Source organism: Micromonospora sp. CPCC 205739 (assembly GCF_036906795.1).
In the GTDB taxonomy this organism is placed as follows: Bacteria; Actinomycetota; Actinomycetes; order Mycobacteriales; family Micromonosporaceae; genus Micromonospora.
The window spans coordinates 14,475-38,691 of the sequence record NZ_JBAKHS010000012.1 but is presented as its reverse complement, the minus strand read 5'-3'; the positions used below and the strand labels follow the sequence as shown (position 1 = coordinate 38,691).

At 74.5% G+C, this 24,217-nt stretch carries 19 protein-coding genes; 8 read left to right on the top strand and 11 right to left on the bottom strand.

What is annotated here, in order from left to right:
* Nucleotides 1-25 precede the first annotated feature (25 nt).
* The gene (locus V6U88_RS18950) at nt 26-817 is read right to left on the bottom strand and encodes an SDR family oxidoreductase (protein WP_334454780.1); all 792 of its coding nucleotides are present in this window, start codon (nt 815-817) and stop codon (nt 26-28) included.
* On the bottom strand, nt 814-1,794 hold the full coding sequence (locus tag V6U88_RS18945) for an LLM class F420-dependent oxidoreductase (RefSeq protein WP_334454999.1): 981 nt from the start codon (nt 1,792-1,794) through the stop codon (nt 814-816). The genes V6U88_RS18950 and V6U88_RS18945 overlap by 4 nt, the downstream gene beginning before the upstream one ends.
* A gap of 229 nt (nt 1,795-2,023) precedes the next feature.
* On the opposite strand from V6U88_RS18945, the gene V6U88_RS18940 reads away from it, so the two are divergent.
* Nucleotides 2,024-2,947 carry a DUF1028 domain-containing protein gene (locus V6U88_RS18940; RefSeq protein WP_334454777.1) on the top strand — a complete coding sequence of 308 codons (924 nt, stop codon included), beginning with the start codon at nt 2,024-2,026 and terminating at the stop codon, nt 2,945-2,947.
* A 108-nt stretch (nt 2,948-3,055) separates the two neighbouring features.
* On the opposite strand, the gene V6U88_RS18935 is transcribed toward V6U88_RS18940, so the two are convergent.
* Complete coding sequence (locus V6U88_RS18935; protein WP_334454774.1) at nt 3,056-3,727, bottom strand: maleylpyruvate isomerase N-terminal domain-containing protein; 672 nt, start codon at nt 3,725-3,727, stop codon at nt 3,056-3,058.
* 104 nt (nt 3,728-3,831) lie between these two features.
* Here V6U88_RS18935 and V6U88_RS18930 point away from each other — a divergent pair, with 104 nt between their 5' ends.
* On the top strand, nt 3,832-4,284 hold the full coding sequence (locus tag V6U88_RS18930) for a YbhB/YbcL family Raf kinase inhibitor-like protein (RefSeq protein ID WP_334454772.1): 453 nt from the start codon (nt 3,832-3,834) through the stop codon (nt 4,282-4,284).
* On the opposite strand, the gene V6U88_RS18925 is transcribed toward V6U88_RS18930, so the two are convergent.
* Nucleotides 4,285-5,172: a phosphatase PAP2 family protein gene (locus tag V6U88_RS18925; protein WP_334454770.1), complete on the bottom strand. Its 888-nt coding sequence runs from the start codon at nt 5,170-5,172 to the stop codon at nt 4,285-4,287.
* Nucleotides 5,173-5,255: 83 nt separating this feature from the next.
* Here V6U88_RS18925 and V6U88_RS18920 point away from each other — a divergent pair, with 83 nt between their 5' ends.
* Nucleotides 5,256-5,927, top strand: coding sequence for a DUF3159 domain-containing protein (locus V6U88_RS18920; RefSeq protein WP_334454768.1), 672 nt, complete (start codon nt 5,256-5,258; stop codon nt 5,925-5,927).
* Between the two features lie 296 nt (nt 5,928-6,223).
* Here the strand turns inward: V6U88_RS18920 and V6U88_RS18915 are convergent, their stop codons facing one another.
* On the bottom strand, nt 6,224-9,136 hold the full coding sequence (locus V6U88_RS18915; protein ID WP_334454766.1) for a glycoside hydrolase family 48 protein: 2,913 nt from the start codon (nt 9,134-9,136) through the stop codon (nt 6,224-6,226).
* Nucleotides 9,137-10,004: 868 nt separating this feature from the next.
* Between V6U88_RS18915 and V6U88_RS18910 the strand changes: the two genes are divergently transcribed.
* Nucleotides 10,005-11,489, top strand: coding sequence for a GH1 family beta-glucosidase (locus V6U88_RS18910; RefSeq protein ID WP_334454763.1), 1,485 nt, complete (start codon nt 10,005-10,007; stop codon nt 11,487-11,489).
* Between the two features lie 132 nt (nt 11,490-11,621).
* Here V6U88_RS18910 and V6U88_RS18905 read toward each other — a convergent pair whose 3' ends face one another.
* The 3 genes from V6U88_RS18905 to V6U88_RS18895 form a co-directional block, all read right to left on the bottom strand.
* A complete protein-coding gene (locus tag V6U88_RS18905; protein ID WP_442934656.1) occupies nt 11,622-12,044 on the bottom strand; it encodes a roadblock/LC7 domain-containing protein in 423 nt (140 codons plus the stop codon).
* Nucleotides 12,041-14,587, bottom strand: a complete 2,547-nt coding sequence (locus V6U88_RS18900) for a sensor histidine kinase (RefSeq protein WP_334454761.1) — start codon at nt 14,585-14,587, stop codon at nt 12,041-12,043. Before V6U88_RS18900 ends, V6U88_RS18905 begins: the two co-directional genes overlap by 4 nt.
* A 95-nt stretch (nt 14,588-14,682) precedes the next feature.
* On the bottom strand, nt 14,683-16,083 hold the full coding sequence (locus V6U88_RS18895; RefSeq protein ID WP_334454759.1) for an FGGY family carbohydrate kinase: 1,401 nt from the start codon (nt 16,081-16,083) through the stop codon (nt 14,683-14,685).
* 271 nt (nt 16,084-16,354) lie between these two features.
* Here V6U88_RS18895 and V6U88_RS18890 point away from each other — a divergent pair, with 271 nt between their 5' ends.
* Nucleotides 16,355-18,316: an anthranilate synthase family protein gene (locus V6U88_RS18890; protein WP_334454757.1), complete on the top strand. Its 1,962-nt coding sequence runs from the start codon at nt 16,355-16,357 to the stop codon at nt 18,314-18,316.
* A 66-nt stretch (nt 18,317-18,382) separates the two neighbouring features.
* Here V6U88_RS18890 and wrbA read toward each other — a convergent pair whose 3' ends face one another.
* Nucleotides 18,383-19,003: an NAD(P)H:quinone oxidoreductase gene (gene wrbA / locus V6U88_RS18885; protein WP_334454755.1), complete on the bottom strand. Its 621-nt coding sequence runs from the start codon at nt 19,001-19,003 to the stop codon at nt 18,383-18,385.
* A 224-nt stretch (nt 19,004-19,227) separates the two neighbouring features.
* Between wrbA and V6U88_RS18880 the strand changes: the two genes are divergently transcribed.
* Entirely contained in the window at nt 19,228-20,139 is a 912-nt protein-coding gene (locus V6U88_RS18880) for an LLM class flavin-dependent oxidoreductase (RefSeq protein WP_334454753.1), read from the top strand.
* A gap of 231 nt (nt 20,140-20,370) precedes the next feature.
* On the opposite strand, the gene V6U88_RS18875 is transcribed toward V6U88_RS18880, so the two are convergent.
* Nucleotides 20,371-20,763 carry a hypothetical protein gene (locus tag V6U88_RS18875; RefSeq protein ID WP_334454752.1) on the bottom strand — a complete coding sequence of 131 codons (393 nt, stop codon included), beginning with the start codon at nt 20,761-20,763 and terminating at the stop codon, nt 20,371-20,373.
* Between the two features lie 175 nt (nt 20,764-20,938).
* On the opposite strand from V6U88_RS18875, the gene V6U88_RS18870 reads away from it, so the two are divergent.
* Together V6U88_RS18870 and V6U88_RS18865 are read left to right on the top strand one after the other, a co-directional pair.
* Complete coding sequence (locus tag V6U88_RS18870) at nt 20,939-21,661, top strand: PRC and DUF2382 domain-containing protein (RefSeq protein WP_334454750.1); 723 nt, start codon at nt 20,939-20,941, stop codon at nt 21,659-21,661.
* 171 nt (nt 21,662-21,832) lie between these two features.
* The gene (locus tag V6U88_RS18865) at nt 21,833-22,894 is read left to right on the top strand and encodes a winged helix DNA-binding domain-containing protein (protein WP_334454997.1); all 1,062 of its coding nucleotides are present in this window, start codon (nt 21,833-21,835) and stop codon (nt 22,892-22,894) included.
* A gap of 106 nt (nt 22,895-23,000) precedes the next feature.
* On the opposite strand, the gene V6U88_RS18860 is transcribed toward V6U88_RS18865, so the two are convergent.
* Nucleotides 23,001-24,209 (bottom strand): ABC transporter ATP-binding protein, encoded by a 1,209-nt coding sequence (locus tag V6U88_RS18860; RefSeq protein ID WP_334454748.1) that lies wholly within the window; start codon nt 24,207-24,209, stop codon nt 23,001-23,003.
* Nucleotides 24,210-24,217: the final 8 nt, after the last annotated feature.

Below are 24,217 nucleotides of genomic sequence, written 5' to 3'. Positions count from 1 at the left end.
GAGCGCCCGCGAGGGGTGGGAGGGGTCAGGCGCGGAGGCGGCGGACGAGTTTGCGGAGGCCGGCCTGCCAGCCGTCCGGGTCCTCGGCGCGGCGCAGGGCGTAGCCGGCGACCTCCGGGTGCGGCAGGATCAGGAAGCGCTCCTCGGCCAGCCCGGCGATGGCCGCGTCGGCCACCTGGTCGGGGGTGAGCACCGCGCCGGAGGCGGCGATCACCCGCGCGCCGAGGTGGCCGGCGGCCAACCCGTCGGCGAGCATCGGCGTGTCCACCCCCTGCGGGCAGAGCGCGCTCACCCGGACGCCCTGGTCGCGGTAGGTGATCGCCAGCCACTCGGCGAACCCGACCGCGGCGTGCTTGGTGGCGGTGTACGGGGCGTCGCCCACCGCGGTCAGCACCCCGGCCGCCGAGCAGGTGTGCAGCAGGTAGCCCTCGCCCCGGGCCAGCATCGCCGGGAGCACCGCGCGGGCGGCGTACACGTGGGACAGCACGTTGACCCGCCAGGAGCGGTCCCAGTCCGCGTCGTCCGCCTCGACGCCCCCGCCGGTGGCCACGCCGGCGTTGGCGCAGAACAGGTCGATCCGGCCGTACCGTCGCTCGGTGTCGGCGACCAGCTCGCGGACCTGGCCCTCGTCGGTGACGTCCACGGCGACCGCCCTGGCCACCGGGCCGATGCCGTCGGCCACCGCGGCGGTGGCGGCGGCGTCCAGGTCGGCCAGCACGACGGCCGCCGCGCCCTCGGCGGCGAACCGGCGGGCCAGGGCGGACCCGATGCCGCCCGCCGCTCCGGTGATCACGGCTACTCGATCGGTCAGGTTCACGCCCGTTCCTCCCCCGCCGGGCCCAGCCGGGCGATCAGGTCGCCGAGCGCGGCGGCGCCCCCGGATGTCAGCTCCGGGGTGGGCAGCAGCGCGAGCACCGGCACGTCCACCCCCGCCTCGGCGTAGCGGCGCACCCGGGTGCGGCACTGCTCGGGCGAGCCGTGCAGCACCAGCGCGTCGACCACCTCGTCGGGCACGGCCGCGCCGGCGCCGCGCCGGTCCCCGGCGGCCCAGGCCGCCCACATCGGGCCGAGCGCGCTCTCCCGGCCCAGCCAGCGGTGGAACTCGGCGTACGCCGGCACGGTCAGGTAGCTGGTGATCAGCCGTCGGCCGAGGGTGCGGGCGTAGCCGGCGTCCTCGGTGGGGCAGACGAAGATCCGGGCGACCACCTCGAAGCCGGGGCCTCGCCCGCCCAGCTCGGCGAGGGCCTTCGGCACGTCGTCGGCGGCGAGCCAGTTGAGGATCACCCCGTCGGCCTCGGCGGCGGCGAGCCGGAGCATCCCGGGCCGCAGCGCGGCCAGCAGCACCGACGGCGGCACCGCCGGTGGGCGTTCCAGGCTGAACCGGCGTACGGAGAAGGTGTCGAACGCGCCGTCCACGGTCTCCCCGCGCAGCGCCGCCTGGAGGAAGCGCAGCACGTCCCGGGTACGCCGGAACGGCTCGGTGAAGGGGACCGCGTTCCAGTCGTTGACCAGCACCGGCGAGGAGGCGCCGATGCCCAGCGCGAAGCGGCCCGGGGCGGCGTCGGCGAGCGCGGCGGCGCTCATCGCCAGCAGCCCCGGCCCCCGGGTGAAGACCGGGGTGATCGCGGTGCCGAGCCGCAGCCGCGGCTGCCAGGCGGCGGCGAGTGCGAGCGGGGTGAACGCGTCGGCGCCGTTGACCTCCGACGACCAGACGTCGGTGAACCCGGCGCGGTCGAGGGCCGCGTAGACCGCGGCGTGGTCGGCGAGCGGGATGCCGCCCAACGGCACCGTCATGCCCCATCGGTTCGTCATCCGGTCGATCGTGCCCGCTCCCTGGCACGGGGACAAGAGCTGGGATCACGCTCGATGCGTCCCGAACGACCGCCGGGGCGGGCGACGGTGTCCGCAGGAGGCCCGGGTCCGCCGGCCCGGTCGGTGGCGTCCGCCACTCCGGTCCCGGCCGCCGGCACGCCGCCCGCCACGGGGACTCCCGGGCGCCCGACGGCGACGCTAACCTTCACCGGTGACCTTCTCCCTCGTCGCCCGCTCCGCCGACGGCCGCCTGCACGGCGTCGCCGTGGCCAGCAGGTTCCTCGCCGCCGGGGCCCTGGTGCCGGGGGCCGAGGCCGAGGTGGGCGCGGTGGCCAGCCAGGCGCACGCCAACCTCTCCTACCGCCCGAACGGGTTGGCGCTGCTGCGTGCGGGCGTCCCCGCCGCCGACGTGATCGCCCAACTGGTCGCCGCCGACGAGGGCCGGGACGACCGGCAGCTCGGTGTGGTCGGCGTCACAGGCCCCGGCGCGACCTGGACGGGCCCGCGCTGCGGCGGCTGGGCCGGTGGCCTGGCCGGTGACGGCTGGGCGGCGCAGGGCAACATCCTGGCCGGCCCGGAGGTCGTCGAGGCGGTGCGCGACGGCTGGCTGGCCGGGGAGTCGCTGCCCTTCCCGCAGCGCCTGCTCGCCGCCCTGCGCGCCGGTGAGCAGGCCGGGGGCGACCGGCGCGGTCGCCAGAGCGCGGCCCTCCTGGTGGTCCAGCGCGGCGGTGGGTACGCGGGCACCGGTGACAACCTGGTCGACCTGCGGGTGGACGACCACCTCGACCCGATCAGCGAGCTGCACCGGCTGCTCGACATCCACACCATGCTCTTCGGCAAGCCCGACCCGGCCACCCTGCTGGAGCTGACCGGCCCGCTCGCCGACGAGGTGGCCGGTCTGCTGGCCGCCGCGGGCCACCCGGTCGGCGGCGCCGGGCTGCCGGCCGCCGCCCTCCCGGCGGGTGCCGCGGCGCCCGCGACGGTCGCCGGGCCCACGCTGGAGGAGGCGCTCGCCTCCTGGGCGGGCTGGGAGAACCTGGAGGAACGGCTGGTGCCGGGGCACATCGACCCGATCGTCCTGGCGCATCTGCGCCGCACGGCCGCCGCGATCCCCGCGCCCCGAACCGGCGACTGACCCGGCCTACGGCGACCGGCCCCCTGCCCGGCACGGCGGGCGCGAGCCCGCTGCGGAACCGGCGACCCGGACGGCCGACGGCCGGTACCCGGTGCCGAGCCGGGCAGGTCAGCCGGCGAAGGAGAGCCAGCGGAAATCCACCGCCGCGATCTCGGCGCGCTCGGCCTCGCTGAGCGGCAGCCGCCCGGTGGTCTTGCGGATCACCGTGAGCGGGTCCCAGCCCAGCCGCGCCGGGACGGGCCGGCCGCCGGTCAGCAGGTCGACGATCACCCGGGCGGCGGTCGGGGTCAGCCATGGCGGCCTGTCCAGCGCCCGGGCCAGGTCGAGGCCGTGCACGCCGACCTCCACCACCCGGGTGAGGAGGAAGTCGGCCAGGGTCATCGCGTCGCCGTGGCGGGTGCGGACCACCCGGTCGGCGGGCTGGGCCGCCACCGCGGAGTCGGTACCCCGCCAGGCGGCGGTGAAAGCGGCCGCCGTCGCCGCCACGTCGGCCGGTCGACGGGCCTCCCGGCGGGCGCTGTCGACCCGCGCGGCGTCGACCTCCGGGGTGAACTTCGCCGCGCCGAAGTAGCCGGCGGCGTCCACCTCCGCCCGGGTCGGGGCCGGCGCGGCCAGCATGTCGACCAGCCGGCCGGCGCCGGTGCTGACGTGGGCAACGAGGTCGCGTACCGCCCAGGGTGGGCAGGGGGTCGGGCGGTCCAGGTCCGCCTCGTTCAGGGTGCGCAGGACCCCGTCGAGCCGGGCGCACTCGTCCCGGAACGCCGTCCGTACCGTCTCCACCGGGCAACTCCTCCCCGCCGTCGTCGCGTCCGTACCCTGCCACGCCGGTTTCGGCCCGCCGGGTGCGGGTACGCGCCGGGCCGACGAGAGGGGGCGGGCGACAGATGGCCGGGATCATGCTGCGCAGCACCGCGTTCAACGACCACGACCAGTTGCCGGGGCGGTTCTCCCGCGACGGCGGGAACGCGTCACCACCGTTGCAGTGGTCCGACGTACCGGAGTCGGCGACCGAACTGCTGCTGCTGGTCGAGGACCCGGACGCCGGGCGGAGCCCGTTCCTGCACTGGCTGGTCACCGGGATCTCCCCGACCTCCGGCGGGGTCGCCGAGGGCACGGTGCCCGAAGGCGGCCAGGAGTGGCCCAACGACTTCGGCACCACCGGGTGGGGCGGGCCGCACCCGCCGCAGGGCGACGAGGCGCACCGCTACTTCTTCCGGCTGTACGCCCTCGACCGTCCACTGGACCTGGCCGGCGCCCCGCAGGCCGCGGACGTGCACGCGGCGCTGGCCGGCCGGGAACTGGCCAGCGGCACCATGGTCGGGACGTACCGGCGCTGATCAGCCCTTGTAGCGGGGCACCAGGCGGTGCACCGGCAGCAGCACCAGCGCGGCCACCACGCCCATGGTGCCGGCGATGCCGGCGGCGCTGCCCGCGTACCCGATGAAGAGCGGACGGCGGCTCAGCTCGTCGACCGGCACCTGCTGCTGGTCGAGCAGCCAGGACAGGGCCAGCCCGCTGGCGACGACGGCCGCCAGGCCGCCCAGCCCGAGCACGGCGGTGGCGACCCGGTGCGCGTCCTCGGCGGAGACCTGCGCCTGTTCGCGCTGGAAGACCAGCAGGAGCAGCCCGGCCAGCGCCGCCCAGACCCCGACCACCAGGAACGCCGCCACCGCGTCGCTGGGCCGGTGCCACCCGGCGGAGAGGGTGGCCACGCCGGCGCTGGCCGCGTACGCGACGCCGAGGAACGCCCCGAGCGGGCGCACCTTCGGCGGCAGCACCAGGACCAGCGCCAACGCCACCGACGCGGCGATGGTGCTGTGCCCGCTGGGCAGGCTGTTGCCGACAGCGTCGCGTTCGGGGTCGATGCCCAGCGCCGGCCGGTCGAGGACGTACTTGAGCAGTTGCGTGGTGACGTTGGCGCCGGCGATCAGCAGGGTGGCCGCGACGGCGAGCCCCTTGCGCCCGCGGATCAGCGCGATGAAGCCGATCACGGCCGTGGCGGCGAGCAGCGACACCACCGACATCGCGTTGAGGATCCGGTCGACCGGCCCGTCGATGCGGTCCTGGCCGATCCGGTTGCCGGTCAACGCGACCGTGTCGAGCCACTGGCCCGTCCCGGTGTGCACGGCGAAGCGCCACACCACGACCAGAGCGGCCGCCTGGGCCAACGCCAGTACGACCAACCAGACCGCGGTCCAACCCCTTGCCGTCGCTCGCACCCGCACACCGTAACGGCACGCCCGGGAGGTCGCGCGGCGGGCCACCGGTGCGCCCCGGTTAGGTTGGGGCCGGACCACGGGAGGTGACGGTGGGCGGTACGGCGGAACGACAGCCGGCGGTCGCGGAGCGGCAGGAGTCGCTGGCGGACCTGCTGGGCGGGCGGCGCGGCGCGGTGGACGCGACCCTGCCGCCGGTGGCGTTCACCCTCGGCTGGCTGCTGACCGGGCGGTCCATCGCCGGCGGGGTGGCGGCGGCCGTGCTGGTGGGCACGGCGGTGGCCGGATGGCGGCTGCACCGGGGCGACCGGCCCAGGTCGGTGCTGGTCGGGCTGCTCGCCGTCTGCGTCGCCGCGTTGATCGCGCTCTACACCGGACGGGCGGCCGACTTCTTCCTGGTGCAGCTCTTCTCCAACGCCGCCAGCGCGCTGGTCTGGGTGGTCAGCATCGTGGTGCGCCGGCCGCTGCTCGGGGTGCTGGTCGGGGTGGCGTTGCGGCAGCGGGGCCGGTGGCGGCGGGACCGGGCGCTGCTGCGGGCCTACTCGCGGGGCAGCTGGGTCTGGGCGGCGACGTACGCGCTGCGGGTGGCGGTGTTCCTGCCGCTCTACCTCGGTGGTCAGGTGGTCGCGCTGACGGTGGCCCGGGCGGCGCTGACCTGGCCGCTGGTGGCGGCGGCGCTCACGGTGAGCTGGGTGGTGATCCGGCGGTCGCTGCCGGCCGGTCATCCGGGGCTGCGGCACCCGGTGACCCCGGACGGGCGCTGACCCGGGGAAAATTAAAGGAGAGGCCGCCACGGGGGGAGCGGCCTCTCCGAGAAACACGGTACTCCGTCGCACGGCGTCGTGTGATCCCACGACGCCCTCTTTTTTCGCGGCTTTTCCACGGCGGGACGGGAAGCGGGCGGTGGGGTGGGCCTGCGATCCGCTGCGCCGACCGGACGGCCGGCCCACCCCCGGCCCGACCGTGGGAGTCGGGCCGCCCGCCGACCGGGCGGTCCGCTCCCCCGGGCCCGGTCGGCCCCCGGGTGGGTGGCGCCGCGCCACCCCCCGGGAGGGTCAGCTCACCCGTTCGGGAACAGGTTGCCGTAGTCGGCGTAGGCCATGGCGACGTCGGCCTGGGCCCAGAACCGGTGGTAGTTGAACGCGGGCTCGGCGCCGCCGTTGAGGTAGGCCTGCACCTTGGGCCAGTCGGGGTCGTTCTTGTAGAACGACCGGATGTCCAGGAAGCTCTTGCCGGCGGCGATGGTGTCGCCGTTGGGCATCTTGCCGGTCCAGCCCGGCGGGACGTAGAGGCCCTGTCCGTCGGCAGCGTTGTATACGTCGTCGAAGCGCCGGTAGTCGCCACGCTTCTCGGTGGTGGAGACGCCCTTGGCATCGCTGGCCGCGTGCAGGGCGTCCAGCAGCCCCTTGGCGGTGTTCTTGGCCGACACGTTGCCCGACCTGGCCGCGTACGCGATCAGGGTCCGGGCGTAGGCGGCGGCGACGCCGACGTCCTGGCCCTTCACCGTGACCTCGACGTGCAGGTTGGTGTTCGGCTGCGGGCTGGCCGGGTTCCAGTTGTTCGGCTGGCCGGTCCACTTCATGTCCGACGGGATCGACCAGTTGGCGCCCAGCGTGGTGTTGGCGATGGCCCACGGCACCCACTTGTCCAGCAGCGCCTTGGCCTTCGCGTTGCCGGTCTCCAGGTACAGCTCGGCGATCCGCTGCATCGACCAGGCCTGCATGCCGAACCACTGGTTCGACGGTGGGTCGTTGTAGACCGGGTCGACGTCGTAGAACATGCCGTAGAAGGTGGCGGTGCCGGCCGGCGGCTGGGCGTAGCTGCCGTCCCAGCTGTTGGTGGCGCCGCCGGCGATGCCGCCCTCGGCGGACTGCAGCCAGGTGTAGAACTCCAGCTGCCGGTCGAGGCTCTTCTGCCAGTCGGTGACGGCCGTCGGCGACTTCGGCTTGAGCTCGGCCACGTTGGTCAGCGCCCAGGCCGCGAACGGGTTCTGGTAGCCGAAGTGGTTGTGGCTGGAGCCGATCCGCCAGGACCAGTTCTGGTTCGGCTCGTACGCGCCGCCCCAGGCGTAGTACCAGGACATCAGGTAGTGCGCGGAGTCCTTGCCCGTGCCGGCCGGGCAGGTGGTGGCCCCGACGCAGTTGCCGATCTTCTTGAAGTACTTGTCGAACATCGCGTAGCGCAGGTAGTCGCCCATCTTGGCGGCCTTGGCCACGGTGGCCGCGACGTCGGCCTCCTTGCCCTGCGCCTTGGCCCAGGTCAGCGCCCAGTACGCGGCCTGCACGGCGCGGGCGTCGGCGTCCGGGGCGTTGGTGTACTTCCACTGCTTGGCGGGGGCGCTGCCCTCCTTGATGAACAGGTCGAGGTAGCCGTACTGGCCGCCGTGCTTGAAGGTGTCGCAGGACGGCTGCGGCACGGTCTCCCAGACCGACTCCTGGGTGCCCCGCTGGAAGGTGTTGATGTACGCCGGCCGCGTGGTGCCGTCACCGCAGCGGCCGAAGCCGTAGGTGTTGTCGACGTCCAGCAGCCAGTGCATGCCGTAGATGTCGCCGGTGCCGTAGGTGCTCTGCAGTTCGCCGCGCAGCGGGTCCTGGCCGACCGGGACGGAGGGCTGCAGCTGCGACGGGTACTGGCTGGGCAGGTTGTGCTCGGCCGCGTACTGCGGCGTTCCCGCAGCGCCGGCGCTGGGCTGGTCGGAATGATTCGGAATTATGTATTTTTCCATCACCGTCCAGGCGTTGTTGAACGGGGCCCAGTTCTGGGTGACCCGGCCGTACTGCGCCTCCAGCCAGAGCCAGAAGCTGAACGCCTCCGAGGTGGTCTCGTGGCCGTGGTCGGGCGCCTCGACGATCAGCGTCTCGACCGAGTGGTACGGCACCCCCTCCGGGCTGAAGTACCCGGAGTTCTTGATCTTGCCGTACTGGTCGAGGAACCGCTTGATGTAGGCGTTGTCCCCGCCCGGGGTGTCGTTGTCGATCTCGGTGACGGTGACGGCCAGCGGCGCGAAGCCGGTGGCCGAGGCGGTGATCGTGGCGGTGCCGCCCAGGGTGTCCGCGTCCTCGGCCGCGGCGACGGTGGCCGTCATACCGGTGTTCCAGTTGGCCGGGGTGAGCGTCACGGTCGCCGGCGTCACGGTGACGTCGGCGTCGCCGGTGCGGGTGAGGGTCACCGGCACGTTGGCGGTGGGCGCGGCGCTGAGCTTCAGGTTCACCGTGCCGGTGCCGCCCTCGGTCACGCTGACCGCCGACGGGGTGGCCACCAGCACCGGCCCGGAGGCCGGGTTGACGGTGAACGCCTTCTCCGCCACCGCGATGCCGTTGGCGTTGTCGTACGCCTTGGCCTGCACGGTGTAGCTGCCGGCCGGCAGGTCCTCGAGGGTGTAGCCGTACGGGGCAGTGGTGTCGGTGTTGACGAGCAGGCCGTTGCGGTAGAACTCGACCTTGGCGATCGTCCCGTCCGGGTCGGCGGCGGTGGCGGTCAGCGGCACGTCGGCCGGCGCCTCGAACGGGCCGGTCGGCAGCCCCAGCGACACAGTTGGCGGCTGGTTGGCCGGGGTGCCGTTGCAGGCGACCCCGTTCAGGGTGAAGGCGGTGGGCTTCGGGTTGCTGCCGGAGTGGGCGCCGTTGAACCCGATGGTGGTCGAGGCGCCGGTGCCGAGGCTGCCGTTCCACGACTCGTTGGTCGCGGTGACCTCGCTGCCGGCCTGGCTCCACTTCGCCGACCAGCCCTGGGTGACGCGCTGGGAGCTGTCGGGGAAGGAGAACTTGAGCGTCCAGCCGTTGAGCGCGTCGCCCAGGTTCTTGACGGTGACGGTGACGTTGGCGGTGAAGCCGGTGTTCCAGTCATTGGTCGCGTAGACCACGTCGCAGGCGGGGGCGGCCTGCGCGGCACCGGCCGGCAGGGTCACCCCGCCGATGGCCAGCGCGGCGGCGGCGAGCATCGCCGTCCGGCGACGTCTTGCCCAGAGTCTCATGTGCGCGGTGTCTCCTCGGAGGAGGGCCGGGGCCGCAGGGGCCACCGGCGAGGCGCCTCCACGCGAGCAGGGACCGCGGGGGGACGGAGGCGCCCGGGAAGGTGGTCGGTGCGGAACTTCGCCGGTCTGCCGCCGTGGCGGCACCGGCGCGGTTCCTCGGGTGCCGTCCGGAGATCCGGATGCCCTCGGCGACCCACGCTCACGCGAGCTGGCTCCGCTGCGTCGATTCGACAGTCTGCCATGGAAGCGCTCCCACAACAACAGCCCAGGCGGCGAGACCTATCCATGTTTCGATCTCGGTTAGGGGCTTTCACAAACCCGTGACGGGCGTTACAGTCGCTGCATCGCCGATGGGAGCGCTTCCATCGACGGAGATGCAATTGTTTCGTCGACCGTGGTCGCCCGGCCGCGGTGCGCAGCCCAGGGCTGACGACGGGCCAGCCCGGACGCCGTCGCCAGCCGACACCCGCCAGTGACGGAGGGAGGTGGAACCAGAGCCACTCGCGTGGCCCGGCTCCCGCGCGACACGCACGGCGGACGCCAATTCGACTCGTGCGTGTGTGCACCAGAGGTGGGGACGGGGGTTGCCCTCCCCCGTCCCCACACTAAACCCCCGTAGTCGACGGGAAAAGAGGCCGACGGGACAGGCGCGTACGCCGCCCGGCCGGCCTCGCTCGCTATCTGCGCCCCGCCCGGCGCGCCTCGGCGGCCCGACGGCGCCCGCCACATCTCACTTCCCCCATCCCGGCCGCCTCCGCGCGGCCCTCTAGGCTGGCGGTCCGCCCCCCGAGGCGGCCGGAACGCCGCATGCCGGTGCTGGGAGCGCTCCCGGCCGTCGGGGTGGCCCGCACCCTGAGGAGAAATGCCCATGTCGACACTGACCCGACGGCGACTGCTGCACCGCGCCGCGCTCTCCACCACCGCCGGCGCCGGGCACACCCCGGCGGGGGCGGCCGTGGCCGGCGCGACCGCCGCCGTGACGGCCGGCTCTGACACCCAGCCGGGCGGGGACCCGGCCGCCAACCCCGGCGCGGGCAGCCTGCGCTTCCCGCGTGACTTCGGCTGGGGCGCGGCCACCTCGGCGTACCAGATCGAGGGCGCCGCCAAGGAGGACGGGCGGGGCGAGTCGATCTGGGACACCTTCAGCCGTACGCCGGGGCGCACCCGCAACGGCGACACGGGCGACGTGGCCGCCGACCACTACCACCGGTGGGCCGAGGACCTGGACCTGATGCGCGACCTCGGCCTGCGCAGCTACCGGTTCTCGATCTCCTGGCCCCGCATCCAGGCCGACGGCACCGGCCGGCCCAACCAGCGCGGCCTCGACTTCTACCGCCGCCTCGTCGACGGCCTGCACGAGCGCGGCATCGCCCCCATGGTCACCCTCTTCCACTGGGACCTTCCCCAGTCGCTGCAGGACGCCGGCGGCTGGGAGAACCGGGACACCGCGTACCGCTTCGCCGACTACGCCGACGCGGTGTTCCGGGGACTCGGTGACCAGGTGCCGGTCTGGCTGACCGTCAACGAGCCGAAGACCGTGGTGCAGAACGGCTACCTCGGCGGGCACCACGCCCCCGGCCGGCAGGACCCGGAGGCCGCCTACCTGGTCGCCCACCACCTGCAGCTCGCGCACGGCCTGGCGGTACGCGCCCTGCGCGCCACCGGCTCCGCCGCGCGGATCGGGCCGGCGTTCAACCTGCACCCGTGCTACCCGGCCGACGACACCCCGGCCGCCGCGGCGGCCACCCGGCTCTACGACGGGTACGAGAACCGGCTCTACCTGGACTCCGTGCTCACCGGCGCGTACCCGGCCGACGTGCTGGCGGACCTGGGCGAGGGCAGCCGGATGGTGCGGGGCATCGCCGACGGCGACCTGGAGATCATCTCCAGCCCGGTCGACCTGCTGGCCGTGCAGTACTACACACCGATCTACGTCACCGCCGACGGCGGCACCGTGCAGCGCTGGGCCACCTCCGAGGCGGAGTGGCAGCAGATCCACCCCGACGGGATGTACGACATCCTGACCCGGGTCACCCGCGACTACGGCCCCGTCCCGATCACCGTCACCGAGAACGGCCTGCCCTGCCCGGACGTCCTGGGCGCCGACGGCACGGTCGACGACGCCGGCCGGATCGCCTTCCTGCGGGACCACTTCGCCGCCGCGCACCGGGCGATCGCCGACGGCGTACCGCTGGAGAGCTACCACGTCTGGTCGCTGCTGGACAACTTCGAGTGGGCCGAAGGCTACGACCAGCGCTGGGGACTGGTCTACGTGGACTACGCCACCCAGCGCCGCATCCCCAAGCGCAGCGCCCACTGGTACCGACAGGTGATCAGCGACAACGGACTCTGAGCCACCCGCCGGCGGAAGCCGGCGCGCCGGACCGCGTGGGGGCGGTCCGGCGGGTCGACCCGACCGGCCGGACGGACGGGCCCGGCGGCGTGGGGCCGGCCCGACCCGCCGGTGCGGGCCGGGCGGCCGTCGTCAGCGCGGCAGCGCCTGCTGCAACTCGGCGCGCAGGGCCGGGGTGAGCATCTCACCGGCCTGCTTGGCCAGCCGGGCCATCTCGTAGCCCACCACGCCGATGTCGGCGTCCGCCCCGGCCAGCGTGGCCAGGATGGAGCCGTCGCGGATCTGCATCACCAGGAAGTAGCCGCGCCCCATCTCGACCACGGTCTGCTTGACCACGTCGCCGTCGAACATCTGCGCGGCCCCCGCGGTGATGCTCATCAGGCCGGACGTCACCGCCGCGAGCTTGTCGGCGTGGTCCCGGGGCAGGTGCTCCGAGATCGCCACCAGCAGGCCGTCGGAGGAGACCACCACCGCGTGGGCCACCCCCGGCACCCGTTCCGCGAAAGCATTGACCAGCCAGCTCAGGTCCCGCGCCTCCTGGCTCAACGTCGTCACTGTCGTCCCCCTTCGCTGTGCCCACCCGCCGGCGGCAAGATTATCTCCCGGGTCTCCTCGGCTTCCGCCCGGCGGACCCCGCTGTACAGCCGCGACAGCATGCCGCCGACCGCCTCCGGGTCCGGGTCCTCCCGCGCGACGGGCGCACCCGGACGGGCCTGCTCGGTGACGGCGGAGAGCTGGGCCATCGGCACCCGCACCGGCAGGCCCCGGTCGTTGGTGCCCCCGACGACCGGCGTCGCGGGCGGCGCGGGCGTCACGTCACCGGTCGACACGTCACCGGTCGACACGGGCGCGGTGGACGCCGGCCCCTTGCGGGACCACCAGCCGCCCCCGGCCGCCGGGGCGCCCGCGGCAGGCGCCAGCACGTCCTCGGCGCGGACCGGCACCGGCCGCCCCTGGGCCGGCACCGTCGGCGCCGGGGCGGGACGACGGCCGGCCACCGGCAGCTCCGCCGGCGCCGGACGGGTCGGCCCGCCGGCCCCGGTCACGCCGGCGACCGCCGTGGTCAGCATCCGCGGGGAGACCGGCGCGTCCAGCTCCGCCGACGGCGCGGCGGCCAGCAGCGCGCCGGGCAGTTCGATCCGGGCGACCAGGCCCTGCGCGCCGCCGCTGAGGCGTACCCGCACGCCGTGCCGGGCCGCGAGGTGGCTGACCACGAACAGGCCCATCCGCTCCGAGGCGGCCACGTCGGCCGCCGGCGGGGAGGCCAGCACGGTGTTGGCCTGCGCCAGAGCGGCCGGGCTCATGCCGAGCCCCTGGTCGACGATCTCCACCACCGCGCCGCCACCCTCGGCCCGGCCGCTCACCCGGACCACGGTGTCCGGCCGGGAGAAGGCGGTGGCGTTCTCCAGCAGCTCGGCCAGCAGGTGCACCAGCTCGCCGACGGCGTGCCCGACCACGTGCAGCTCGGCCACCGACTCCCGGCGGACCCGCTGGTACTGCTCGATCTCGGCGCTGGCGGCCAGCAGCACCGCCGGAAGACCGACCGGCCGGTTCCACCGCCGGGTGGACTCCGTGCCGGCCAGCACCAGCAGGCTCTCGTCGTTACGCCGCATCCGGGCGGCCAGATGGTCCAGCTTGAACAGATTCTCCAGCTGGTCCGGGTCGGCCTCCTCCCGTTCCAGGTCGTCGAGCAGCTCCAGCTGCCGCTCCACCAGCACCTGGCTGCGGCGGGCCAGGTTGACGAACATCGCGTTGATCGTGCGCCGCGTCTCCGCCTGCTCCACCGCGACGCTGACCGCACTGCGGTGCACCGCGACGAACGCCTCGGCCAGCTCGCCGATCTCGTCGGAGGAACGGACGACCGGGGGTGGCACGTCGATCGCGGGTACGCCGCCCTGCACCGAACGGAGCCGGTCCAGCGCGTCCGGCAGCTCGATCTGCGCGATCCGCAAAGCCTGGCCGCGCAGGCGTTGCATCGAGTTGGCGATGGACCGGCCGATCAGCAACGCGAGCAGCACGGCGAGCCCGAGCACCACCACGATGCCGCCGACCACCAGCAGGGTGGTGCGCAGCCGGTCCCCACTGACCCGGCCGGCCCGGCTCACCGCGTCGTCCAGCACCTGCGCCTCCAGCCGGCGCAGCAGTTCGTGCCGCTGCTCGCTGGCGGCCCACCACTGTGGCGCGGGCAGCACCTCCGCGCGGGCGCCACCGGTGGGCAGGCTCTTCTCCTCCAGCTTCATCGCGGCGACGAACGCCGGATCGACCGAGGTCCGGTCGTAGAGCCGGATCTGCTCGTTGGTGGCCGCGACGCGGAACGCGCCGAGCGCGGCCAGCTGCTGGGCCCGCAGGTCGGTGAGGGTCACCTGGTCGTCCAGGTCGTAGCGGCCGGCCCGGGCGGCCGCGTAGAGCTGCCCGCGGATCCGCGACGACAGCTCCTTGACCCGGGCCAGCTGCACGTAGCGCAGCACCGCGTCGGTGAGGGCGGGCTGCTGCTCCCCCGGCGAGGGCTCCGCCAGCAGGTTGAGCAGCGCCTCGATGGCCCGGTGGTAGTTGCTCAGGATGGTGTCGCTGTTGAGCACCGCCGGGGGCACCGCCGCCCGGATGTAGACCACCTGGTCGTACGCCTCCAGCGCCTCGCCGTACGCCACCCGCCAGGACGCGTCGGCGTCGGCCAGCGGCTGCGCCGCCCCGCGCAGCTCGGTGACGGCCTGGTCGGTGGCCGCCTGCAACGGCCGCAGCGCGGTGACCGCCGCGTCCCGGTCGGCCTCGCCCCCGGCCCGGCGCAGCGCGGCCAGCTCTCCCGCCGACCGGTCCCGCTCCTGCTGGAGCCGGTCCACCACGGTGGTGATCTGCCGGCCGATGCCGACCTGCCTGGCGAAGTCGCTCAGCGCGGTGGTCTGCCCGACCAGCGCCGCGGTCTGCACGCCGGCCAGCACCAGGAAGGCCACCGACGGGATGACCAGCACGGTGGCGAGCTTGGTGCGCATCCGCCAGTCCCGCAGCCGGAACGGCGAACGCCGCCGGTGGGGTACGACCTGGACCTCCATCCGGCTCCGGCCCCGTTGTACGCCCCGCCCCGGGTCGGGACCTGCGCCCACACCTGCCTCCTCGGTCCCCGCCTCCCCCGCGTCGGGGAGCGGGGTCCATCCAACCAGGCCCGCGAGCTGTGTCAACGGGCCGTGGCGCAGCTGGGTCAGGAAGCGGCGCCGGAGTGCTGCGGCGCGCGTCCCTCGACGATGGGCTCGGTCATCGCCAGCCGCTCCGCCTCGGGCACCCGGCCCAGCGCGACCAGCGCCGCGCCGATCGCCCCGATCTCCGGCTCCTCGCGGTGCCGTACCGGGCGGGGCGCCAGCGCCGTGGCGAACGCCGAGCGCCACCAGACGGAGGCCGCCATCGCTCCCCCACCCAGCACCACCTCCGTCGGCCTCTCGACGGTGGACTCCAGCATGGCCAGGTCTTCGGCGACCATCCGGCACAGGCCGGCCATCAGTCCGGCCAGGATCTCCACCCCGGTGGTGGCGAAACTGATCCCCCGCAGTTCGCCCGCACCGGCCGGGGCGAGGCCGGGTGGCCGGTCGCCGCCGAGACGGGGGTCGACCACCACCGGCCCACCGTCCGGCGGTACGCGGGCCAGCGCGGCCACCAGCTCCGCGCCCTCGGGCAGCCGCAGCTCCCGCTTGGCCCAGGTGTACAGGTTGCCGCCGCAGGAGTAGGCCGCGCCGGTCACCACGTACTCGTGGTCCACCCGGTAGCGCCAGAGCTCGTCCGGCAGCGGCGGGAGCTGCTCCCCGGCCGGCAGCCGCTGCAGCAGCCGGATCGCGGCGGAGGTGCCCACGGTCACCGCGGCGCGCCGCCCGCCCACGCAACCGGAACCCACGTTGGAGGCGGCCCCGTCACCGATCGGGGCGGCCCAGGCCACCCCGGCCAGCTGCGGCCACCGGCGGGCGTGCTCCGCGCGTAGTCTCCCGCGCCACCGCATCGGCGCCAGCTCGGGCAGCTCGCCCGGGCGCATCCCGGCCAGCTCGCAGGCCTCGGCGTCCCAGGTCAGCGCGCGCAGGTCGAGCAGCCCCGTGCCGGAGGCCAACGAGACCGACATCGGCGCGGTGTCGAGCAGCTCGCCCAGGACGTACTCGGCCAGGCCGACGAACCGGGCGACCCGGCTGCCGCACTGCGCCCGTAGCCAGGGCAGCCGGACCGACCAGTAGCCGCGGTGCCACCACCCGCCGGTACGTTCGTGGTACGCCTGCGGATCGACCGGGCCCGCGTCGCCGGGGGCCGGCGCGGGGCGGGTGTCCAGCCAGGTGAGGCTCGGCCCGAGCGGCGCACCCGCGTGGTCGAGCGGCACCACCGAGTGCCACTGCGCCGAGACCGCGACCAGTTGCACGTCGCGCAGGTGCCCGGCAGCGGCGAGCTCGTCCAGGCACTCGACCAGGCAGGCCAGGTACTGCCCGGCGTGGAGGGTGCCCGAGCCGTCGTCGCCGACGCTCAGGTGCACCTTGCGCCGCGCCAGCGCACCCGGCCGCGGAGCCGCGTCGGCGTCGAGCACGAGCCCGCGTACCGAGGACGTGCCGAGGTCGAGAGCGAGAATGTTCATCGCCGGTCACGGTACCCGTCGACCGGGCCGGTCACGCCTCGATCGCCGGCGGCGCGCGACCGCATACCCCGGACGGCTTCCGCGCCCGGCGGGCAGCCCGTAGGGTGGTCGGCATGCTCGCGCACCTGTCCTGCTGGTGGCCCGCCGACCCGGCGGCCACCTTCCGCGCGTAGCTTTCCCACGCGGCCGCCCGACGAGGCGGCCGCCGGTCTCTCCCCGGCTCCCGGGCCGCCATCGACGGGCGGCGCCGACTCCCCCGGAGGAGACACCGATGAACCGCCCGCACGACCTGCTCGCCGCCCTCGCGCCCGACGCCGACCCCGGCCCGTTCGCGCTCGTCCGCCGCGAGGGTGCCGCGCACCTCGACCTGTTCACGGGTACGGTCCGCGCCGCCGAGCGGCTCGCCGACCTGCCGCTGCCGGAGGGGGCGCCCGGCCCGCGCACGCTGGCCCTGGTGCCGTACCGGCAGATCACCGAGCGCGGCTTCGACTGCGTCGACGACGGCACGCCGCTGGAGTACCTGGAGATAGCCGGGCACGCCTGGATCGCCCTGGCCGACGCGCTCGCCGCGCTCCCCGAGGCCCCGGTGGTCACCACGGGCGCCGCCTTCGACATCGCCGACGACGAGTACGCGGACACGGTGCAGCGGGTGCTGGCCGAGGAGATCGGCCGCGGCGAGGGCGCCAACTTCGTCATCCACCGCACCCTGCGGGCGGCCGTGCAGGGCTCGCCGCTGCGGGCCGGGCTGGCGGCGCTGCGCCGGCTGCTGCTCGGCGAGCGGGGCGCGTACTGGACGTTTCTGGTGCACACCGGCAACCGGATCCTGGTCGGGGCGAGCCCGGAGCGGCACGTCAGCGTCGACGACGGGCTGGTGATGATGAACCCGATCAGCGGCACCTTCCGGCACGCCGGCGCCGCCCCGGACCGGGACGCCCTGCTGCGCTTCCTGCGCGACCCCAAGGAGGTCGAGGAGCTGTACATGGTCCTCGACGAGGAGCTGAAGATGATGGCCACCGTCGCCGAGCACGGCGGCCGGGTGGTCGGGCCGTACCTGAAGGAGATGGCGCACCTCGCGCACACCGAGTACCTGCTCGCCGGGCGCGGCTCGAAGGACGTGCGGGAGGTGCTGCGCGAGACGATGTTCGCCCCGACGGTGACCGGCAGCCCGATGGAGAACGCCTGCCGGGTGATCGCCCGGCACGAGCGCGCCGGGCGCCGCTACTACTCCGGGGTGCTGGCCCTGCTGGGCCGCGACGCCGAGGGCGGGCAGACGCTGGACGCGCCGATCCTGATCCGGACGGCGGAGATCTCCCCCGCCGGCGAGCTGCGGGTGCCGGTCGGGGCGACGCTGGTGCGGCACTCCACCGCCGCCGGCGAGGTCGCCGAGACGCACGCCAAGGCGGCCGGGGTGCTCGCGGCGCTGGGGCTGGGTCCGCAGGCGCCGACCGCCGATGCCGCCCGGGCGGTGCGTGACGACCAGCCCGGCTCGGCGCGCCGCGATCCGGGACGATCGCTCGCCGACGACCCCGAGGTGCGCGCCGTCCTCGCCGCGCGGAACACCCCGCTGGCCCGGTTCTGGCTCGACCAGCGGGTGCCCGGGGCGACCACGCTGCCCGGGCTGGCCGGGCGGCGGGCGCTGATCGTGGACGGCGAGGACACCTTCACCGGGATGCTCGCCCACCAGCTCGGCGCGCTGGGTCTCGCCGTCGACGTCCGGCCGTGGCATCGGCCCGCCCCGCTCGACGGGTACGACCTCGTGGTGGTGGGCCCCGGGCCGGGCGACCCGCGTGCGGTCACCGAGCCGAAGATGGCGGCGCTGCGGGCGCTGCTGGCCGACCGGCTGGCCGCCGGGCTGCCCACGCTGGCGGTCTGCCTCGGCCACCAGCTGCTCGCCGGCCTGCTGGGGCTGCCGCTGCACCGGCGGGAGGCGCCCTACCAGGGGTTGCAGCGCGACGTGCCGGTCTTCGGCGCGCTACGGCGGGTGGGCTTCTACTCCACCTTCACCGCCCTGGCCGACAGCGACCGGATCGGCACCGGGTACGGGCCGGTGGAGCTGTCCCGGGACCCGGCCGACCAGGCGGTGCACGCGGTGCGCGGCGCCGGCTTCGCCGGGGTGCAGTTCCACCCGGAGTCGGTGCTCAGCCGCGACGGCCTGGCGGTGCTGGCGGATCTGCTCGGGCACCTGCTGACCCGTCCGGCGCTGACCGCGCATGGTCCGGCCGATCGCGGGTAGGGGTGGCGACGACCGGTGGACCGGACGGGTCGAGAGCCCCCGCCCGGGCCACCGGTCGCTCGTGCGTCACCCGGCGGCCAGGCCGCGCTTGACGGCGGCACCCAGCCGCACCGCCCGCTTGACGGTCAGGGCGGTGGCGCCCAACGCCACGTGGTCCGGGGCGATCTCGCCGTTGTTGCTGGTGTGCGAGGCGCCGTATGGGTTGCCCGCGATGAACTGGCTGGTGTCGGTGTAGCCGGGGGCCACCACCAGGCCACCCCAGTGGTAGAAGACCGTGAACAGGGACAGCAGGGTGGACTCCTGCCCGCCGTGCGAGGTCGCGGTGGAGGTGAAGGCGCTGTAGACCTTGTCGGCCAGAGCCCCCTGCGCCCAGAGCGGGCCGGTGGTGTCGATGAACTGCTTGAGCTGCGCGGCGATCATTCCGTACCGGGTGGGCGAGCCGAAGACGATCACGTCGGCCCAGGCCAGGTCGTCGATCTGGGCTTCCGGGACGTCCTGGGTCTCCAGGTGGTGGGCCTGCCAGCCCGAGTTGGAGCGGATCGCCTCGGCCGGCGCCAGCTCGCGTACCTTGCGCAGGCGCACTTCGGCGCCGGCCTCGCCGGCGGCCTCGCAGGCCGCCTGCGCCATCTGGTAAGTGATTCCGGTCGCGCTGTAGTAGATCACCGCTACCTTGACCTGGCCGTCCATCGACACGTCCCTCCTTGGTTCGGATCAGCTCCCGCGACTACCCGCCGCGGACCGGACCAAACGACAAAATCGACGAATCGGGCGTACGGATCGAGGGCGCCCCCCTGCTCGGCGGGAGCGTCCTGGCTCCGATGGACTGCCTGCCGCCGTGCGGGGAAGGAGACGTGGACGACGGTCGGGACGCGCGGGGCCTCGTACCCGTGGGATGCGGAGGCGGAGCGGAGATGAGCGACTACGGTCACGGGCTGCTCTTCGGGTCGTTCACCACACCGGCGAGCACCGACCCGGCGGGGACCGTCGACCTCGCCGTCCTGGCCGAGCAGGTCGGCCTGGACCTGGTCACCTTCCAGGACCACCCGTACCAGCCGAAGCTCCTCGACACCTGGACCCTGCTGAGCTACGTCGCCGCGCGGACCAGCACGGTGGGCCTGTCGGCGAACGTGACCAACCTGCCGCTGCGCCCGCCGGCGGTCCTCGCCCGCAGCGTGGCGAGCCTCGACCTGCTCAGCGGTGGCCGGGTCCGGCTGGGCCTGGGCGCGGGGGCGTTCTGGGACGCGATCGAGGCGATGGGCGGCCGCCGGTTGACCCCCGCGCAGGGGGTGCAGGCGCTGGAGGAGGCCATCGACGTCATCCACCAGCTGTGGGACGTCCAGGCGCGCGGCGGCGTCCGCGTCGACGGCGAGTTCCACCGGGTGCACGGCGCCAAGCGGGGCCCGGCCCCCGCCCACCCGGTGCCGATCTGGTTGGGCGCCTACAAACCACGGATGCTCGCCCTCACCGGCCGCCGGGCCGACGGCTGGCTCCCGTCGCTGGCCTACCTCCAGCCGGGCGACCTGACCGCGGGCAACCGGGTCATCGACGACGCCGCCGAGGAGGCCGGCCGATCACACCGGGACGTCCGTCGGCTGCTCAACATCGCCGGCCGGTTCGCGGCGGCCGGTCGGGGCCCGCTGGACGGCCCGGCGGAGCAGTGGGCCGAGGAGCTGGCTCACCTCGCCCTGACCGACGGCGTCAGTGTCTTCATCCTCGGCACCGACGACCCCGACGACCTGCGACGGTTCGCCGCCGAGGTGGCGCCGGCCGTCCGCGACCTGGTCGCCGCCGAGCGCGGTTCGGTCGGCGACGCCGGGCGGTGACCGCCGCTGCCCGGCTCAAGATTTGCGCAAGTTCCCACCGGACCGGTGCCCGCCGGGCCCGGCGAACGGGATCCTGATTCGCACAGGCGTCGATGGGTTCCCGGGACACCGCCGACCGCACGACGACCTGGACGGGGGATCGCGCTCCGCCCGCCAGGCGGCGGGCGTAGCGCGATCAGGGCCCGTTTCCGCCGGGGGGCTCCGCCAGCGGGTCGGTGGCCGGTGGCCGATTCAGTCGTCGAGCCGGTCGCGCAGGTCATCGACCTGCTGCTGGAGGCGGTCCACGGCGCCCTCGTTGTTGACGAAGGTGCTGATCCCGGCGACGAGTGCCAGTCCGAGCAGCACCGCCAACGCGCTGAGCACCAGCCCACCGATGGCCACCCCGCGCCCGGTCACCCCGGGTCGGCGGCTCATCTTCAGTCCGACGATCGCCAGGATCACCCCGATGATGCCGAGCAGCAGACCGATCCAGGCGAGGATGGCGGTCAGCACGCTGAAGAACGCCGCCACCCCGAACACCAGTCCGAAGGTGGCGGCCGCGCTGGTCTTGGCCCGGCCACCGCCGTTCGTCTGTCGTATCGGAGCGGCGCCGGCGCCGCGGGCGGGCTCACTGGACGCGGTCATGTCATACCTCGCATTCGTCGCTATGGTCCCGGACGGCGCATCCCCGTTGTCCCGACGCTTATGCGTCCCCCGAGGCACCACGTTCTGCCGCTGCTGCTATCCACGGCCGTGTCGACGAATGTGCCCCCGGCGGGTCGGGTAGCCAGGTCCTGACCCACGAGAGGAAGGACGAACGATGCGACTCACCGAACAGCAGGTCAGTTCGCTGTACGGGCAGGACGTCCAGGACCGCTCGGGCGCGAAGATCGGCGTTGTGGGCCAGATCTGGGCCGACCCCGCCGGCGAGCCGACCTGGGTCAGCGTCAAGACCGGCGTGATGGGCCACCACGAGTCCATGGCGCCGCTGGCCGGGGCCGGCATCGCGGAGAACCGCCTGCAGGTGCCGTACGACAAGGCGACCGTGCGCAGCGCGCCCGCCGTCGAGTCGGGCACCGACGCGCCGTTGGGGGCGGACCAGCTCGCCCAGCTGTACCGGCACTACCAGCTCCAGCAGACGGAGCAGCCGTCCGCGCGGCGGCCCGGTGCGCCGGAGCTGACCCGGTCCGAGGAGCGGCTGCGGGTCGGCACGCAGAGCGAGCCGGCGGGCACCGCCCGGCTGAGCAAGCACGTGGTGACCGAGAACGTGCACACCACGGTCCCGGTCGAGCACGACGAGGCGCGGGTGGTGCACGAGCCGATCACCGCGGCCAACCGTGGCAAGGCGCGGCCCGACATCCGCGACGACCAGCGTGAGGTCGAGCTGCGCGCCGAGCGGCCGGTGGTCAGCAAGGAGCAGGTGCCGGTCGAGCGGGTCCGCCTCAGCAAGGACGAGGTGGTCGAGGAGGAGCCGATCGACGCCCAGGTCCGCCGCGAGCGGGTCGACGCCGATCTGCCGGAGCCGGCGCGCCGCCGGCGCTGACTGCGACAGCCACGGTCGACGACCGTGGACGTCGGGCGGGTGGGCCACGGCCCGCCCGCCCGGCGGCAGCTGCCGCCGATGTCGGTGCCGCCGCCTAGGCTGTCCGTCGTTACCCGGGCGAGAGGCGGCAACGACGTGCGGTTGACCGGCGGCGAGGCGTTGGCGTTGCGGATGACCAGCCTGCTGCTGCGGGAGCACCCGCGCGGCGGCCCGCGGGACGTCGCGGGCGTGGTCGAGTGGTTCGGCGCGATGCAGGCCCAGGACGTGGCGAGCGGCCTGTGGTCGCTGGGCAGCCGGCTGCCCGGCTGGACGGTGGCGGACGTGCGGGCGGCGCTGGAGCGCCGGGAGGCGTTGCGGACCTGGCCGATGCGGGGCACCGTCCACCTCGTACCCCCGGGCGACGCCCACTGGATGTTGGCGGTGACCGGCGTGCGGGCATTGAGCGGGGCGGCGACCCGCCGGGCCGCGCTCGGCCTCACCGAGGCCGAGGCCGACCGGGCGGCCGACGTGCTGGGCGCCGCGCTGACCGGCGGCGGGCGGCTCACCCGCGCCGAGTGCCTGGCCACCCTGGCCGCCGCCGGCATCGACACCGCCGGGCAGCGCGGCTACCACCTGCTCTGGTACGCCAGCCAGCGCGGCGTCACCTGTATCGCCCCGCACGTCGGCACCGAGCAGACCTTCGCCCTGCTCGACGAGTGGGCGCCCGCGCCGCGCCGCCCCGAGCGCGACGAGGCGCTCGGCCTGCTGGCGCTGCGCTACTTCCGCTCCCACGGGCCGACCACCCGGCAGGACTTCGCCGGCTGGACGGGGCTGACCGCGGCCGACGCGAAGCGCGGCATCGCGGTGGCCGGCGACGACCTCGCGACGGTGGAGGTCGACGGGGTGCCGGCGCTGCTCGACGCGGCCCTGCTGGACGCGCCCCGCACTCCGCGCGACGACGTGCTGGCGCTGCCCGGCTTCGACGAGTACCTGCTCGGCTTCAAGGACCGCTCGCTGATGCTCGACCCGGCGCACCGGCAGGCCGTGGTCCCCGGCGGCAACGGCGTCTTCCAGTCCACCATCGTGCGCGAGGGTCGGGTGGTCGGCACCTGGAAACGCACCATCGCCCGTGGCCGGGTCACGGTCACCGTGCGGGAGCTGGTCCCGTTCGACGCCGCGTTGCGGGCGCGGGTCGAGACGGCGCTGGCCGGGTACGCCGACTTCCTCGGCCTACCCCTGCATCACTCCTGGTGAGGCCGGCTCCACGGCGCGGGTGGTGACCGGGGGCGGCACCTGCCGGCAGCGCACACGCGCGAGGGGCCGGTGGGGTGACACCCACCGGCCCCTCGGCGACGAGGCGTCAGTCGGCCAGCGCGCCCGCGGCCCGGCCCTCGTGCAGGGTCAGGTTGCGCCCGCTGGACGGGTCGAACAGGTGGATCTTCTCCAGGTTGAACCAGACCCGGCGGGTCGTGCCCTCCCGCACCGGCGACTCGGCCGACAGGCGGGTGACCAGGCTGGCACCGGTGCCGGTGAAGTCGGCGGCGCCGGCGTCGGCGGCCAGCTCCTCCAACTCGGCGGCGCTGGCCCGCTCCCCCTCGACGGTGAAGTAGACGTACTTGTCCGACCCCATCGACTCGACGATGTCCACCGGCGCCTCGAACTCCATGCCCCGGCGGCGGGTGTCGTCGTCGACCAGCTCCGCGTCCTCGAAGTGCTCGGGGCGGATGCCGAGGATCAGCTCGCGGGGCGCGTCGGCCCCCTCCAACTGCCGGCGGACCCGGTCCCCGATCGGCACGTCGCCGAGCGCGGTACGCAGCGTGCCGTCCGAGACCGCCGCGTGCAGGAAGTTCATCGACGGGGAGCCGATGAAGCCGGCGACGAAGAGGTTGCGGGGGTGGTCGTAGAGCTCCTGCGGCGGGCCGACCTGCTGCACCGCGCCGCCCCGCATGATCACCACTCGGTCCCCGAGGGTCATCGCCTCGGTCTGGTCGTGGGTGACGTAGACGGTGGTCGTGCCGAGCTGCTTCTGCAGCCGGGACACCACCGTGCGCATCTGCACCCGCAGCTTCGCGTCCAGATTGGACAGCGGCTCGTCCATCAGGAACGCCTTGGGCTGCCGGACGATGGCCCGACCCATCGCCACCCGCTGGCGCTGGCCGCCGGAGAGGTTGGCCGGCTTGCGGTCCAGCAGCGCGGTCAGCTCCAGGACCTTGGCCGCCTCGTCCACCTTCTGGTTGATGGTCTCCTTGTCCATCTTCGCCAGGCGCAACGGGAAGGCCATGTTCTCCCGGACGGTCATGTTCGGATAGAGCGCGTACGACTGGAACACCATCGCGATGTCCCGGTCCCGGGGCGCCTTGTCGTTCACCCGCTGCCCCGCGATGCGCAGCTCACCGGAGCTGATGTCCTCCAACCCGGCGATCATGTTGAGGGTGGTGGACTTCCCGCAGCCGGAGGGGCCGACCAGGATGACGAACTCGCCGTCGGCGATCTCCAGATCGACGTCCTGCACCGCCACGGTCCCGTCCGGGAACCGCTTGCTCACCTTGTCCAGCACGATGTCAGCCACGACTACCA